Here is a 12,900-nt window from a genome sequence, read left to right as displayed (position 1 = left end):
ATCATCCCATGCTGCCTGGATAGGAAGTCCGGAAACCTTGCAGTTTGAGAAAAAAAGGAAGGCAAAAGAGTATACACAGGCTTTACGACTATTCTGTAAACCCATAGCCGCTTATACTGAAAAAAACCGGTCTTATTTTACTAAATGAAAATTCTTAATCAATAAAAGATGTTTAAATCAGTAAAAATGGAATTAAAAAATAAGATAAATTTCCACATTAAAAGCAGCGGCTCAGTAATAAAAGAAAGCAAACCCGTTTTTATTGGGTTTTATTGATTCTTTCTAAATAACTACTGCTCTTTGCCGCGCACTCCTTAACGGCACAGCACTATGAAATTACTCGATCTGAAATATCAAACTATCCTGAGCGAATCCCAACGCCAGGCCCACCCTAAAACCGAGGATATCGAACTGTGTTTACGCGTTCTGTCGCTGGCCTCCAGCATTAATCGCGCTTCCAGCTCTGTTCTGAACGAATTTGGTCTGTCCGAAGGACGTCTGGTTCTACTGTTCTTGCTTAGCCGCCAACCCTCTGGCCTGAGCCCCGCGCTATTGGCAGAACAAGCTGGCGTGACCCGCGCCACCATCACCGGCCTGCTCGACGGGCTGGAACAGCAGCAATTGCTGGTACGCCAGAACAATACCTCGGACCGCCGCGTGCTCACTGTTAAACTCACCGAGGCCGGACAAGAGTTGTGCGAGCACCTGCTGCCCTATTACATCGAGTGGCTATCGGGCGTATTTAGTCATGTGCCCCAAGACGTGCGCGAACGCTTGTCCAATTTGTTATCCAAAGCCCTGCAAGGCAACGACACACCGGAAATCAAAGTTGAAAAGCCTCTTTCGCACACCATCCCCGGAACCATGCAGCGCAGTTATATGGCTTAAGGCACAAACTCGCCTTGCCCCTGGGTCGACCTTGTCGTCGACCCTACACCGTCAAGGGTGGCAACCGTATCGGTGCCACCCTTTGTTTTCGTCCCTGCAAGGCTGAAACTTATGGATGCTGCTGTTATGGATGCCATGAAAAAATGGCCCAATGTGCCCGCTGTCAGCGGGTATATCTCTTTAGATCAGTCTGGTCATTGGCGTCATCACCCGGCTGGCGATGCTAACCAGCACCCAGGGCAAGTGGGCGAGCGCATTGCCCACCAGGGTTTGTTGGCATTTTTCAACCGTAATTATCAGGCGGATGAACAAGGCCGCTGGTTTATCCAGAATGGTCCGCAACGTGTTTATGTCCGTCTGGACGCGGCCCCACTGATTGTTTCCCTGGCCCAGGATCAAGCCCATTTGCAAGACCATACTGGCCGTCCCGTTGAAACTATTCAGGCCTGGTACATCAGCGCTGAGGGCAGGCTCTATTTGCGCAGCTCCGCAGGCCCGGCCTTGTTGGCGGGCCGTGATGTTCCTGCCCTGCTGGATCAGTTACGCACAGATCAACACGGCCTGGAGAGTCTGGATCTGGAGCAAGCCCAGCGCAGCGAAGGCTGGTCCTTGCCCGCGTACCCACAAGCCTGTTCCCTGACAGTCTGGTCGTCCTGCGTGTCGCCCGCCGAGGAATTGGCGTATATTGTTTTGCCAGAACCCGATCCCATTTGAACCGCCATCACAGAATCTGCATGACCCAGCCATCCGCCTCTTTCTATTTCCCCGCCCCACGCACGCAAAACTTCTGCAATCAATGTGGCAGCAAATTGACACGCCTGGTGCCCCCGGACGATAACCGCATGCGTGATGTCTGCGAAAATTGCGGCGCGGTGCACTACCAGAATCCCCGCAATGTGGTCGGTATTGTGCCCATGTGGAAGGACGATCAGGTCTTGCTGTGCCGTCGCGCCATCGAGCCGCGCTACAACACCTGGACCTTGCCCGCCGGTTTCATGGAGCTGGGCGAAACGCTGGGGCAAGGCGCCTTGCGTGAAATGGGCGAGGAAGCGGGTGCGCAAGTCGAACCCGGCCCGCTCTTTACCGTTATCAGCGTGCCTTACGCTGAACAAGTTCACGTGTACTACCTGGCCAAAGTCATCAGCGACGTGCTGGACCCCGGTCCGGAGTCCCTGGAAGCCCGTTTCTTCCACCTGGACGACATCCCTTGGGACAACCTGGCTTTTCGCACCGTAACCGCCACCCTGGAGCGTTACGTCGAAGACCACAAGGCAGGCCGCTTCCAGATTCACGAATTTGATATCGCCCCCCGCGACCACGGCTGATCATGTCGCTTGTATGGGTCGCTCCTGATCAGGCCCTGCCCAGCCCTGAACACGCCAGCCCCGAAGGGCTGGTGGCTGCCGGTCTGGACTTAAGCGTTCCACGCCTCCTGGAAGCCTATAGCCAGGGCATGTTTCCCTGGTACAGCCCTGGCGACCCGGTTCTGTGGTGGTCTCCTGATCCGCGCATGGTGCTGGAGGTCGATCAATTCAAGATTTCCCGCTCCCTGGGCAAAAAACTGCGCCAGATTGCACGGCAGCAAGATCAGGACGACGCCCCTATCCGAGTCACCTGCGATCTGGCCTTTGAGCAAGTCATAGGCCAATGCGCCGCCCAACGTAGTGCGACCGGCACCTGGATCAGCCCGGATATTGAGCAGGTCTATACAGCTTTGCACCACAGTGGCTACGCCCACAGCGTAGAAACCTGGATGGACGGCAAGCTGGTCGGCGGTTTGTATGGGGTGAATCTGGGCCGCTTTTTCTTTGGCGAATCCATGTTTGCCTTGCAAACCGATGCCAGCAAGATCGCCCTGGCCCATCTGGTGGAGTTTCTGAAGTTCGCGGGCATCCCGTATATAGACTGCCAGCAAGAGACATCGCATCTGGCCAGTCTGGGTGCCAGCCCCATCCCCCGGAAAGACTTTATGGCTGCCCTGGCCTGGGCCAAAGATCAACCCAGCCCGGTCTGGCCGCGCGGGGCATTGCAACTAGGCCTGCCCCCAACTTGCTAGGCTGGCGCGAGCATCCCATAATGGCTCTATCACGCTTGGCAGAGTCGCATGAATTATCCCAAAGCACCCAGTTCCCAAACGCTGCAATTCTATTCCACGGCCAGCTATCGTTGCAGTTACCTGCCAGAACAACAGGCACGCTCGCTGGTTGCCGCTCCTGCTCACCTGATTAACGACACGGTTTACTCCAAGCTGGTCCAGCAAGGCTTTCGACGCAGCGGCACCTTCACCTATCGCCCCTATTGCGACCAGTGCCGCGCTTGCCTGCCCCTGCGTTGTGACACCCTGCATTTTCAGCCCGACCGAGCCCAGCGCCGTGCCAAAAAACGCCACGGCAATCTGGTCGTACAAGATCTGCCCCTGCACTGGAATGCCGAACACTACGAGCTGTACCGCCGTTACCAGGCCAGTCGACACCCCGGCGCCGGCATGGACGAGGACGACCAGTCCCAGTACGCCCAGTTTCTGCTGGCCAGCCATGTCACTTCGCGTCTGCTGGAGTTTCGTGAGCCCGACGGTACCTTGAAAATTGTGGCCGTCATCGACGTGCTGCAAGACGGACTCTCCGCTGTCTATACCTTTTTTGATCCCGACGACACCGGCAGCCTGGGCACCTACGCCGTGCTCTGGCAGTTGGACTATTGCCGTCAACAATCCCTGCCCTGGCTCTATTTAGGCTACTGGATCGAAGAAAGCCGTAAAATGGCCTACAAAACCCGCTTTCGCCCCTACCAGCTCCTGATAAAAGGCCGTTGGGAATGGCTGGCTTAACGTCCTCTTTTATCGATCCCCATGTCTGCCCTATTCAGCCTTTATCCCTTGGCTCGCCGGGTGCTGTTCAGTCTGGATGCTGAACACGCTCACGAACTGACTCTGAAATCCCTGCATTGCGCCCACCAAACTCCTATTTTGGGCAGTTTGCTGAAAGACCTGCCCAGCAAGCCTTTGGAACTGATGGGTTTGAAGCTGCGCAATCCTGTGGGTCTGGCCGCAGGCCTGGATAAGAATGGCGCGCATATTGATGCCCTGGGCGCACTGGGCTTTGGCTTTGTCGAAGTTGGCACAGTGACCCCGAAAGCGCAGCCCGGCAATCCCAAGCCACGCCTGTTCCGCTTGCCTGAAGCCAATAGCCTGATCAATCGCTTTGGCTTTAACAACCACGGCCTGGATACCTTTATTGATAATGTGCGCAAAAGCCAGTTCCGCTCGCAAGGCGGCATTCTGGGTCTGAACATTGGCAAAAACGCGACTACCCCCATTGAGCAGGCCGATCAGGACTATCTGACGTGTCTGCGTGCGGTCTACCCCCACGCTGATTACGTCACTGTGAATATCTCCTCACCCAACACGCAAAATCTGCGTGCGCTGCAGGCTCAGGATGAACTGGCCCGTCTGCTCGGTTCCTTGCAAGCGCTACGTACGGAATTGGCACAAGAGCACCAACGCTATGTGCCTATCGTGGTGAAAATCGCTCCTGACCTGGATCAATCGCAAATTGATGCCATTGCGGACACAGTACCCTCGCAAGGTCTGGACGGCATTATTGCCACCAATACCACCTTGTCGCGCGATGCCGTACAGGGTTTGCGTCACGGTCAGGAGCAAGGCGGTTTGTCCGGCCCACCCGTGCACGAATTATCCTTGAACGTCATTCGTCGTCTGCGCGAGCAACTAGGCCCCGACTTCCCGATTATTGGTGTGGGTGGTATTGAATCTGGCCGTCAGGCTCAGGAAAAGATCCAGGCCGGAGCCCAAGCAGTACAGCTATATACCGGCTTGATTTACAAAGGCCCCGCCCTGATCTCCGAGTGCATTCGCGCCCTGTAAAACGCATCGTGCCCGCGTGACGCGGGCACTAGCATCCTGAAGCAAGTTCACTACTGGCACGGCAAGCAAGAAAAAAGCCAGCTCGATGAGCTGGCTTTTTCTTTAGCGCCTGATTAAATCAGACCAGCAAAGACTTACTTCTTGCTGGTAGCAGCCGTTGCCGCAGCGGCAGCCGCTTCAACGGTTTTATTGCTGGCTTCGGTAACTTGAGCAGCAGCTTTCAGGCTGGCGTTGGTAGCAGCCTGGATGTTGCTTTCAGCAGCATCAGCAGCTTGGCGAGCAGCCTTGACAACGGTTTCAGCCGCGTTGGAGGCCGTGGCGAAGGAAGACTTCAGCAAAGCAACAGCGCTTTCGGTACCGGTAGGTGCGTTTTTGGCCAGCTGGTCGATAGCGTCAGCAGCGTGCTGTTGACCTTGAGCCAGTTGAGCTTCAGCGATGCGCGACAGGTTCAGTTGCAGATCGGAGAAGATGTCGTAAACGCTTTTGCCATATTCCAGAGCCTGGGCAGCATTAGGCTTGGCCACGCTTTGCGACAGGGCCACAACGTCTTGCACGTCTTTGGCGTTGATAACTTGCTGGGATTGGCCAGCCGCTTGTTCCAGCGAGCTGCGCAGCAGATTCAGGTTCAGACCAACCAGCTTTTCAAAGCCTTGCAGCAATTGACCTTGAGCAGCGAACAGGTTGTTCAAAGTAGCTTGTTGGGATTCCAGTACGTTTTGTGGAATAGCACTCATGATGTTTTCCTTGGAGATACGTGGCCTGGGTCAAGCCAGCGTGAAATTAGTGTCAGTGTTACTAGACAAGGGTCTGAAGAAGGCCCGGCCCATTCGCAACTACGCAAGGCAAACCTTCTATGTTGCACCGCAACAATTCAACTTTAAGCGCTATCCAAAACAAAGTCAACGTAATTTGTTGCGCTGCAACAAAACCGTCATGGACTTGTAATCAAGACTGGAAAAACAACACTAAAACACAGACTTAACGCTGTTTGTCGTATCCCAGCGTTTCGGAAATTTTAGCGGCGGTATTCAGCAAAACGGGAATCCAGTCATCGTGCAAACGCTCGGCCGGAGCAGATAAAGACAGACCGGCCAAAAGCTTGCCGGTGTCGTCATACACACCAGCCGCAATACAGCGCACACCCATCTCCAGCTCCTCGTTATCGCGGGCATAGCCCAGACGACGAACTTGCGCCAATTCGCGCTCCAGCAATTCCAGTTGAGTAATGCTGTTACGGGTAGCACCGGCCAGGCCGGTACGCATGACGTAGGCCCGCACCTGACGCGGTTCCCAGGAAGCCAGAAACAGCTTGCCGGTCGAGGTCAAATGCAAAGGTGCATGGCCACCAATGGCGCGCACCACCTGCATACCCGAGCTCTCGCTCCAGGAACGTTCCACATAGACAATTTCATCGCCCTGCTGCAAGGACAGATTCACCGTTTGTCCGGTGTACTTGTGCAGCTCGCGCATGGGGGCCAGGGAAGCCGCACGCACATTCAGACGGCCTTTAACCAGGGAGCCCAGCTCCAGCAAACGCATGCCCAGTCGGTATAAACCGCTGTCCACGCGCTCCACATAACGTCCCACCACCAGATCGTTCAGGATACGGTGAGTGGTTGAGGTATGCAGGCCAGTTGCAGCCGCCAGATTCTTCAATGCCACTGGCTCAGATTGCTTGGCCAGTTCGTCCAATAGAATCATGGCGCGTTCCAGAACCTGGATCGACATCTGACCACCATTGTTTGACGACGCGCCTGAGGGCGTAAAGGAATTTGTTGTCATTATTAGGAGAATTATGATGCAACGCAACAAATTCCATAATATGAAATGGTCGCGCGCTTGGCAAGCGCTATTTTAGCGCAGGGCTCAAGCTCCCGCCCAAGTCCAGCACCTGCTGGCGCAAATAGGCCAAGGCCTCTGCCGCCGGTTCCGGCTCCCCTTTAACGCCCAGATCAATATGTGGCTGTCCGCCCGCTTCCCCCACGCTGGGCAGGCTAAACGCTTTCACACCTGGCCAATTCAACTCTACATGCTCCATGGCCGGCGTAATACGCGACTCTGGCAAGTTAAAGGCCAGGAAAGAGTGTTCGACTCGATGAGCCAGATGGTGCAGTTCCCGATAGCGAGTATCCAGCGTCCACTCCATCATAGGCCAGGCCATCACAGGAAAACCCGGCATGAAGGTGTGATTGTGAATGAAAAAACCGGGAATCTTGTTGTAGACGTTGGGCACAATTTCGGCACCCACCGGGAACACACCCATCTGCAGGCGCTGCTGGTTCTCGGGCAAGGACATATCTGCACTACCCACGCCATTACGCTCATTTTCAGCACAGCGCTCAGCAATCAAGGCTGCGGCCTCGGGATGCAGCTTCAGCTCCACACCCAAAGCCTTGGCCGCCGCCTGGCGGGTTTGATCATCCGGTGTCGCACCAATCCCACCACAGCAAAACACAATATCCGGCGTCGCAAAACTGCGCTGCAGGGTGGCGGCAATCGTATCCAGGTCATCAGGGATGATCTGGGCGCCCCCCAGTTGCAAGCCCCTGGCCCCCAGCAGCTCGATCAGTTTTGAAAAGTGTTTATCGTAGCGACGTCCCGACAGGATTTCGTCGCCAATAATAATCAGACGAATAATGGCTTGATCCTTAGTTGTCATGGTCAATAAGCGTAGTAGAAGCCGCTGCTGCCTCGTGCTGGCGCAGGCGACGAAGATTTTCCAAAGAGAAGTGGGCAAATACCAGAGCCGAGAACACAGGCAAGACCAGCCAGGCCGGTGGAATCAGGTTCAAAAGGGCAAAGATCAGACCGATCAACCAGTACTGGCTATTCAGACGGGACCACAGATACTTGCGCTCTTGCACATTCGCGTGCTCAACCAGGGAATCCACCCGCAACATGCGCGTCAGGGCAAAAACCCACCACAGCACGGGCAAAATCAGCGCAAAAGGAGGAAAAATCCATAACGGCAAGGTGACCAGCCAACCCACTACAAACAAGGTTCCCACCCACACCGCGTTCCAGACGCTGTAGACCGTGGCATTGTGGCCTTGCTTGACCAGATCGGGATAGTCTTTCTGCTGCAAATGGCCCAGGACCAAAGGCATGACCAGCACAGCGGCAATAATCAGGCCCAACACACCGGCCAGAGGCAACAAAATGCCTAAAGCCAACAAGGGCGCCAGATACACTTTCAGCGAGAACAGGCCCAAGCCCACCAACCACTGATCCACGGATTCAAAGGCATTCCAGCCCCCCAGCAGCTCCAGCAACCAGGTCTGAATGGGGGTCCACAATAGCCAGCTCAGTAAAATCAGGCCCACAAACATGATCAGGAAAGGCATGACCAGGGCCACCAGCATGCGTGGCTGAAATTGCGACACCAAAGAACGCTTGAAGGCGATGGAGATGCTGGCCCAACCACCAGCAGGGCCCGATCGCGATGGGGCAGACGAAGATACGGACATACTGCTCCTGCTAAGCAAAATCGATTACCCGAGTATCATAGACACAGTCGCTTCTTTTTGTCTGTATGAAATTATGGCCTTGTTCAACGCCCAACACGATCTGACCGCCCTGGCGGCCCACCTGCAAGCCGAACCCGATGCTTTGTTGATTGCCTGTTTCTGCGCCGAATGGTGCAAAACCTGTCAGCAGTATCAACCCGCTTTTGAGGCTTTGGCCACACAGTTTCCCCAGGCTTGCCTGATCTGGATTGATATTGAAGAGCAGCCCGAGCTAGTGGGCGATGAAGATATTGAAGATTTCCCCACGCTGCTGATCCAGAACGAAAATGGGACCGTTTTCTACGGTCCCATGCTGCCTCATATCGAACATCTGGAGCGTCTGGTGCACAGCATCTCCGAACGCAGCCCGGTCGTTGATGCCGGGCCTGGGGATTTGCGCGCCTTAGTAGCGGCCGCCGCCTAACAGCACACCCACCGAACGCTTGCGCGTTGTATTGGAAGGAGTCGTCACCGCTGGCTTGGGCGCAGCAGCGGTCGATGGCTCGTAAGGCTTGAGGAAAAATTCATCCACGGGTGGCGTGTTCGACTGATACGAACGACGCTCGCCACGCTCGTGACGGTTGGAACCGGAACGGGACGAGGAGGCAGCCGCTGGCAGATCCAGCTTCAGACGTGGCACAGCCGTGCCAATCAGCTTCTCAATTTCTTGCAGCAAATGCTCTTCATCAGGAGCCATCAGGGCAATGGCTTCACCCGAGGCGCCAGCACGACCAGTACGGCCAATACGGTGCACATAATCTTCAGCGTTGTACGGCAAGTCCACGTTGATCACGCAGGGCATACCGGCCACGTCCAGACCGCGGGCGGCCACATCGGTTGCCACCAATACATCCACACTGCCGCTCTTGAAGGCGTCCAATACCTTCATGCGCTCCAGCTGGCTTTTATTGCCGTGGATGGATTCCGCCTTGATGCCTTCACGCTCCAGATAGCGGGCCAGTTGACCAGCACCAATCTTGGTATTGGAAAAGACGATAGTCTGGGTCAGCTTCTTGGTCTTGATCAGATGCGCCACGGCACGACGCTTCTCGTCCGCCGACATGGGGTACACCACCTGGGTGACTGTCGATGCGGTCGCGTTACGGGCAGCCACTTCGATCTCGACCGGATCATTCAGAAAGTTGCGGGCCAGCTTGCGGATTTCCTTGCTGAACGTCGCCGAGAACAACAGGCCCTGACGATTCTTGGGCAGCAAGGACACAATACGGTCCAGATCGGGCAGGAAGCCCATATCCAGCATGCGATCAGCTTCATCCAGCACCAGAATGCTGACCTGGCTCAAGTTGATCGTGCGCTGATCAATGTGATCAAGCAGACGGCCTGGGGTGGCGATGACAATTTCAACACCACGGCGCAGGGCCTCTTTTTGCGGACCAATATCCACACCACCGAACACTACCGTCGAGCGCAAGGGGACCGATTTGCTGTAGAGCGCAATGCTCTCGGCCACCTGGTCGGCCAGCTCGCGTGTTGGTGTCAACACCAAAGCCCGCACCGGGTGGCGGGCGGGCGAAGCGCTGGTCGTGGCGTGCGCCATCAGACGATTCAGGATAGGCAAGGAAAAGGCTGCCGTCTTACCTGTACCCGTCTGTGCTGCCCCCATGACATCACGGCCGGCCAGCACCACGGGAATCGCCTCGGCCTGAATAGGCGTAGGCTTGGAATATCCCGCCTCGGTAACGGCGCTTAATATTCCAGGGTGCAGACCGAAATCAGCAAACGTAAGGTCATTGGGGGTCGAAGGAGTTTTATCTGTCATGTACGCAAAAAGTCGGCTTGCCACCAGTGGCAAGCATTTGTAACAATCCTATTTTAACTTATGCCCGCCTGCCTCACAGCAGTCACGGGCATGTCAGTACTCGGTTCAGGATTTTATGGCATCACGGCACGTATCAGCCAGAACGCCACCATCCCGGCCACGATTACCCAAACAGCGTTACGGGTACGGATGAACACCAGCACAGCCACCAGGCTGGCCAGAGCTTTAATATCCAATCGGGGGGTGTCGCCGTAAGCCCAAGGCAAAAGTTCCGGGATAATGATTGCTGCCAGAGCAGCTACCGGAGCAAAGCGCAAGGCGCGCCGCATACGTTCGGTCAGGGGCAGCAAATCACCAAACATGAAATAGCCGGAGCGGGTGAGCAAGCTGCACAACACCAACAGGGCGATTGCACCCAAAACGTACCAATCATACTGCCAATCGCTCATCACCGTGCATCCCTATGCCGTTGCAGTTGTTCTGCCGCCACGCCAGCCAGCACTCCGCCAAGCACCGCTGCCACCAGCCCCAAACGCAGGGGCAGCGCCTGTCCGACCCATGCAATCACGCTGGCCGTAATCAAACAGGCCCACATGGCACGGTTGTTGACCAAGGGAATCAGGAGCGCCAGCAGGGCCAGAATGGCCGCAAACTCCAGCGACCAGGAAGGCGGCACATAGGCACTGAGCACAATGCCCGACAAGGAGGCAATCTGCCAGCTTAGCCAACCAGGCAGGATGATTCCCAGGTAATACCAAAGATGCTCGCGAGAGCCGCGCTCTTTGGAGTCGCCATACTTGGACATGAACAGCACAAACACCATATCACTGGTGATATAGCCCAAGCCCAGGCGTTTCTTCCAGCTCAGATGACGAAAAAAAGGCTGCAAGGCCGCTCCAAAAATAATGAAGCGAATATTGACGATGAACCCGGCAGTGAAAATCAACCACAAGGGCGCGTGGGACTCGATCAGCGGCAAGGCCGTCAGCTGGGCCGAGCCCGCATACACAAACAAGGTCATCAAGGTGGCTTCAAACCCGCTCAAGCCGGACTTGACCATGGCCACGCCCGTTACAAAGCCCCAGACCACAGTGGCAATCAAGGCGGGAATGAAGTCGATGAAACCGGCGCGCATGTGTACACGATCCTGTGCACTAGGCAACAAGGCCGATAATCTTGTGATGGCTGACACGCCGTCTCCTGAGATGTGCTGCCCGCAAGCTGTAAACAGCGGCGGCAGCTTTGCTTATGATTTTTCTTATTCTAGAAGCAAAACCGAGGCACGAACATCTTGCTCTGTTGATAAGGTCAAGAAAAAACAGGCCGGGTCTTGCTACAATCGCTAGTCTACGCACGTAAAGTTCGGCACCGCCGTTGCGTGCACGGTATTCTTACCTCTCTCATTGTTATCAGGAACCTTATGAGCGCCGCTATCGAACCTAAAAAAGCAGATCACGAACTGATTATGGTCGGAGCCGACGATCTGCCCGTGCACTGCCCCCGTCCAGGTGGCACACTGTGGAACATGCACCCCCGCGTGTATATCGATATCAGCAAGACCGGCGAAGCCGCTTGCCCTTACTGTGGTGCCCGCTACCGCCTGAAAGAAGGCGAGAAGGTTCACGGTCATTAATTTCTGAATCTGGCTTCGTTGGACCCCACCGCTCCCCCCTCTGGCAATGCGATAGAACCGGGCCCCGTGCCCGGAGCAGACGCGCAACCCTGGCGTCACACCGACGTGGTTGCGCGTCTGGATTCCAGCGCCTGCCCCCTGCCCGCCTGGTTGCCTGGCGGACACATACAAACCATTCACGGGGCATTTTTTGCCCGCCATCACCATATCGCTTTTGTTCGTCAAAGAATTGATACACCCGATGGCGACTTCCTGGACCTGGACTGGACCGGGCCTGGTCTGTTTGCCGACAAGCTGGCCAACGGTGCCACCGCCCAACCAGACGCCCACTTATCCCGCACCGCCGCCCGTCGCTGGATGCAGCCTCAGGATTGGGTCAGCCTGCCCAGCACGGCCGATACCCATGCCCTGGTTCTGTTTCATGGGCTGGAAGGCAGCAGCCGCAGCCATTACATCCAGGCAATCGCCCAGTACTTCCGCGCCCGTGGCTGGATTGTGGTGGTCGCCCATTTCCGGGGCTGCTCAGGCTTCCCGAATCGCATGGCACGCGCCTATTACTCGGGTGACTCGGAAGAAATCAGCTTTATCCTGAATACGGTTCGAGGCCACCTGCCCAATGTGCGCTGGCACGTAGCCGGCACCTCGCTGGGCGGCAATGCCATGCTCAAATATTTGGGGGAAGCGGGTGATGAAGTGTCCTGGTTGCAGGCATGTGCATCCATTTCGGTACCACTGGATCTGGTCGCTTGCGGCCGCTACCTGTCCGAATCCCGAATGGGCCGCTGGTTTTACTCGCCCTATTTTCTGAAAAGCATGCGCAGCAAGCTGCAGGACAAGGCTCACCGTTTTCCAGGCATGGTCGATACTGCCCGCTTGAATCAGGCCCGCACCATACGCGACTTCGACGACATTTATACCGCGCCCATGCACGGCTTCAGCCATGCGCTGGATTACTGGACGCGCGCATCCAGCAAGCCTTTGCTGCGCAATATCAAAATCCCTACGCTGGTTTTGAATGCTCGCAACGATCCTTTCGTGCCGCACACCAGTTTGCCGACCATTCAGGACTGCTCGGACTCCATCCTGCTGCATCAACCTGCCGAAGGCGGGCACGTCGGTTTCATCACGGGCAGCATCCCCGGCAATATGGGTTGGTTACCCGCAAGACTGGCCCGCTTCTTTGAAACCAATAGCTAAGATCGGCTAAAGC

At 55.9% G+C, this 12,900-nt stretch carries 17 protein-coding genes; 10 read left to right on the top strand and 7 right to left on the bottom strand.

Annotated elements, in window-relative coordinates; translation table 11 throughout:
* Positions 1 to 330: 330 nt before the first annotated feature.
* From KOE80_RS16455 to KOE80_RS16430, 6 genes are all read left to right on the top strand, one after another.
* Positions 331 to 888 carry a MarR family winged helix-turn-helix transcriptional regulator gene (locus tag KOE80_RS16455; protein ID WP_021446953.1) on the top strand — a complete coding sequence of 186 codons (558 nt, stop codon included), beginning with the start codon at positions 331 to 333 and terminating at the stop codon, positions 886 to 888.
* A gap of 111 nt (positions 889 to 999) precedes the next feature.
* Complete coding sequence (locus tag KOE80_RS16450; protein ID WP_226349523.1) at positions 1,000 to 1,602, top strand: DUF2946 family protein; 603 nt, start codon at positions 1,000 to 1,002, stop codon at positions 1,600 to 1,602.
* Between the two features lie 20 nt (positions 1,603 to 1,622).
* On the top strand, positions 1,623 to 2,213 hold the full coding sequence (locus KOE80_RS16445; protein WP_009460085.1) for an NUDIX hydrolase: 591 nt from the start codon (positions 1,623 to 1,625) through the stop codon (positions 2,211 to 2,213).
* Between the two features lie 2 nt (positions 2,214 to 2,215).
* Complete coding sequence (gene aat / locus KOE80_RS16440; RefSeq protein WP_083053156.1) at positions 2,216 to 2,944, top strand: leucyl/phenylalanyl-tRNA--protein transferase; 729 nt, start codon at positions 2,216 to 2,218, stop codon at positions 2,942 to 2,944.
* Positions 2,945 to 2,992: 48 nt separating this feature from the next.
* Positions 2,993 to 3,715 (top strand): arginyltransferase, encoded by a 723-nt coding sequence (locus tag KOE80_RS16435; RefSeq protein WP_226349522.1) that lies wholly within the window; start codon positions 2,993 to 2,995, stop codon positions 3,713 to 3,715.
* Positions 3,716 to 3,736: 21 nt separating this feature from the next.
* Positions 3,737 to 4,771, top strand: coding sequence for a quinone-dependent dihydroorotate dehydrogenase (locus KOE80_RS16430; protein ID WP_060186980.1), 1,035 nt, complete (start codon positions 3,737 to 3,739; stop codon positions 4,769 to 4,771).
* Positions 4,772 to 4,905: 134 nt separating this feature from the next.
* Here the strand turns inward: KOE80_RS16430 and phaP are convergent, their stop codons facing one another.
* Entirely contained in the window at positions 4,906 to 5,505 is a 600-nt protein-coding gene (gene phaP, locus KOE80_RS16425; RefSeq protein ID WP_009460089.1) for a TIGR01841 family phasin, read from the bottom strand.
* On the opposite strand from phaP, the gene KOE80_RS16420 reads away from it, so the two are divergent.
* Positions 5,504 to 5,716 (top strand): hypothetical protein, encoded by a 213-nt coding sequence (locus tag KOE80_RS16420; protein WP_009460090.1) that lies wholly within the window; start codon positions 5,504 to 5,506, stop codon positions 5,714 to 5,716. The two genes, phaP and KOE80_RS16420, sit on opposite strands and share 2 nt — an antisense overlap.
* 33 nt (positions 5,717 to 5,749) lie before the next feature.
* Here KOE80_RS16420 and KOE80_RS16415 read toward each other — a convergent pair whose 3' ends face one another.
* From KOE80_RS16415 to KOE80_RS16405, 3 genes are all read right to left on the bottom strand, one after another.
* Positions 5,750 to 6,499: an IclR family transcriptional regulator gene (locus KOE80_RS16415; RefSeq protein WP_035271925.1), complete on the bottom strand. Its 750-nt coding sequence runs from the start codon at positions 6,497 to 6,499 to the stop codon at positions 5,750 to 5,752.
* Positions 6,500 to 6,620: 121 nt separating this feature from the next.
* A complete protein-coding gene (locus tag KOE80_RS16410; RefSeq protein ID WP_035271923.1) occupies positions 6,621 to 7,430 on the bottom strand; it encodes a competence/damage-inducible protein A in 810 nt (269 codons plus the stop codon).
* Positions 7,420 to 8,238 (bottom strand): EI24 domain-containing protein, encoded by an 819-nt coding sequence (locus KOE80_RS16405; protein WP_226349521.1) that lies wholly within the window; start codon positions 8,236 to 8,238, stop codon positions 7,420 to 7,422. Before KOE80_RS16405 ends, KOE80_RS16410 begins: the two co-directional genes overlap by 11 nt.
* 73 nt (positions 8,239 to 8,311) lie before the next feature.
* Between KOE80_RS16405 and KOE80_RS16400 the strand changes: the two genes are divergently transcribed.
* Positions 8,312 to 8,701 (top strand): thioredoxin family protein, encoded by a 390-nt coding sequence (locus KOE80_RS16400; protein WP_009460093.1) that lies wholly within the window; start codon positions 8,312 to 8,314, stop codon positions 8,699 to 8,701.
* On the opposite strand, the gene KOE80_RS16395 is transcribed toward KOE80_RS16400, so the two are convergent.
* The 3 genes from KOE80_RS16395 to KOE80_RS16385 form a co-directional block, all read right to left on the bottom strand.
* Positions 8,681 to 10,057, bottom strand: a complete 1,377-nt coding sequence (locus KOE80_RS16395; protein ID WP_080748056.1) for a DEAD/DEAH box helicase — start codon at positions 10,055 to 10,057, stop codon at positions 8,681 to 8,683. The genes KOE80_RS16400 and KOE80_RS16395 overlap by 21 nt on opposite strands.
* Before the next feature lie 113 nt (positions 10,058 to 10,170).
* Complete coding sequence (locus KOE80_RS16390) at positions 10,171 to 10,506, bottom strand: AzlD domain-containing protein (RefSeq protein ID WP_009460095.1); 336 nt, start codon at positions 10,504 to 10,506, stop codon at positions 10,171 to 10,173.
* Positions 10,506 to 11,192, bottom strand: coding sequence for an AzlC family ABC transporter permease (locus KOE80_RS16385; RefSeq protein ID WP_009460096.1), 687 nt, complete (start codon positions 11,190 to 11,192; stop codon positions 10,506 to 10,508). Before KOE80_RS16385 ends, KOE80_RS16390 begins: the two co-directional genes overlap by 1 nt.
* A 285-nt stretch (positions 11,193 to 11,477) precedes the next feature.
* On the opposite strand from KOE80_RS16385, the gene KOE80_RS16380 reads away from it, so the two are divergent.
* Together KOE80_RS16380 and KOE80_RS16375 are read left to right on the top strand one after the other, a co-directional pair.
* On the top strand, positions 11,478 to 11,690 hold the full coding sequence (locus KOE80_RS16380; protein ID WP_021446957.1) for a zinc-finger domain-containing protein: 213 nt from the start codon (positions 11,478 to 11,480) through the stop codon (positions 11,688 to 11,690).
* 66 nt (positions 11,691 to 11,756) lie between these two features.
* A complete protein-coding gene (locus KOE80_RS16375) occupies positions 11,757 to 12,887 on the top strand; it encodes a YheT family hydrolase (RefSeq protein ID WP_226349520.1) in 1,131 nt (376 codons plus the stop codon).
* Positions 12,888 to 12,900: the final 13 nt, after the last annotated feature.

It is taken from the genome of Alcaligenes sp. 13f (assembly GCF_020496585.1).
In the GTDB taxonomy this organism is placed as follows: Bacteria; Pseudomonadota; Gammaproteobacteria; order Burkholderiales; family Burkholderiaceae_B; genus Alcaligenes; species Alcaligenes phenolicus.
This window is presented reverse-complemented; position numbering and strand designations above follow the sequence as displayed.

Bases quoted from the DNA above. Each gene is read 5' to 3' on its own strand.
- KOE80_RS16410 (WP_035271923.1), bottom strand. From the start codon at position 7,430: ATGACAACTAAGGATCAAGCCATTATTCGTCTGATTATTATTGGCGAC.
- KOE80_RS16390 (WP_009460095.1), bottom strand. From the start codon at position 10,506: ATGAGCGATTGGCAGTATGATTGGTACGTTTTGGGTGCAATCGCCCTG.
- KOE80_RS16405 (WP_226349521.1), bottom strand. From the start codon at position 8,238: ATGTCCGTATCTTCGTCTGCCCCATCGCGATCGGGCCCTGCTGGTGGT.
- KOE80_RS16395 (WP_080748056.1), bottom strand. From the start codon at position 10,057: ATGACAGATAAAACTCCTTCGACCCCCAATGACCTTACGTTTGCTGAT.
- KOE80_RS16435 (WP_226349522.1), top strand. From the start codon at position 2,993: ATGAATTATCCCAAAGCACCCAGTTCCCAAACGCTGCAATTCTATTCC.
- KOE80_RS16415 (WP_035271925.1), bottom strand. From the start codon at position 6,499: ATGTCGATCCAGGTTCTGGAACGCGCCATGATTCTATTGGACGAACTG.
- KOE80_RS16385 (WP_009460096.1), bottom strand. From the start codon at position 11,192: ATGCGCGCCGGTTTCATCGACTTCATTCCCGCCTTGATTGCCACTGTG.
- KOE80_RS16400 (WP_009460093.1), top strand. From the start codon at position 8,312: ATGGCCTTGTTCAACGCCCAACACGATCTGACCGCCCTGGCGGCCCAC.
- KOE80_RS16420 (WP_009460090.1), top strand. From the start codon at position 5,504: ATGATGTTTTCCTTGGAGATACGTGGCCTGGGTCAAGCCAGCGTGAAA.
- KOE80_RS16430 (WP_060186980.1), top strand. From the start codon at position 3,737: ATGTCTGCCCTATTCAGCCTTTATCCCTTGGCTCGCCGGGTGCTGTTC.
- KOE80_RS16455 (WP_021446953.1), top strand. From the start codon at position 331: ATGAAATTACTCGATCTGAAATATCAAACTATCCTGAGCGAATCCCAA.
- aat (WP_083053156.1), top strand. From the start codon at position 2,216: ATGTCGCTTGTATGGGTCGCTCCTGATCAGGCCCTGCCCAGCCCTGAA.
- KOE80_RS16445 (WP_009460085.1), top strand. From the start codon at position 1,623: ATGACCCAGCCATCCGCCTCTTTCTATTTCCCCGCCCCACGCACGCAA.
- phaP (WP_009460089.1), bottom strand. From the start codon at position 5,505: ATGAGTGCTATTCCACAAAACGTACTGGAATCCCAACAAGCTACTTTG.
- KOE80_RS16380 (WP_021446957.1), top strand. From the start codon at position 11,478: ATGAGCGCCGCTATCGAACCTAAAAAAGCAGATCACGAACTGATTATG.
- KOE80_RS16450 (WP_226349523.1), top strand. From the start codon at position 1,000: ATGGATGCTGCTGTTATGGATGCCATGAAAAAATGGCCCAATGTGCCC.